The 218-nt window shown below is 51.4% G+C and carries 1 protein-coding gene; it reads left to right on the top strand.

From position 1 onward, the window contains the following. Positions 1–218, top strand: a 218-nt coding sequence (locus AB4405_RS24295; protein ID WP_372063108.1) for a hypothetical protein, incomplete at both ends; no start/stop codon positions are given.

The raw sequence follows: 218 nt of genomic DNA on the forward strand, positions 1-218 counted from the left end.
CGTGACGTACCGGAAGCCTCCGATGTGGATGGCACTGTCGCGTCTTACGCCTTGGCGACCGATGTTCCAGACGGCAAAGGCAGTCTGAGCTTTAACAATGGCACCTATAACTTTGATCCTGGTGAGGACTTCCAAGACCTGACTAATGGTCAAACTGAAGATGTGACCTTCACTTACGTTGCCATTGATAACGAGGGATTGGAGAGCGAGCCACAAAC

This window comes from Vibrio sp. 10N.261.51.F12 (assembly GCF_041471725.1).
In the GTDB taxonomy this organism is placed as follows: domain Bacteria; phylum Pseudomonadota; class Gammaproteobacteria; order Enterobacterales; family Vibrionaceae; genus Vibrio.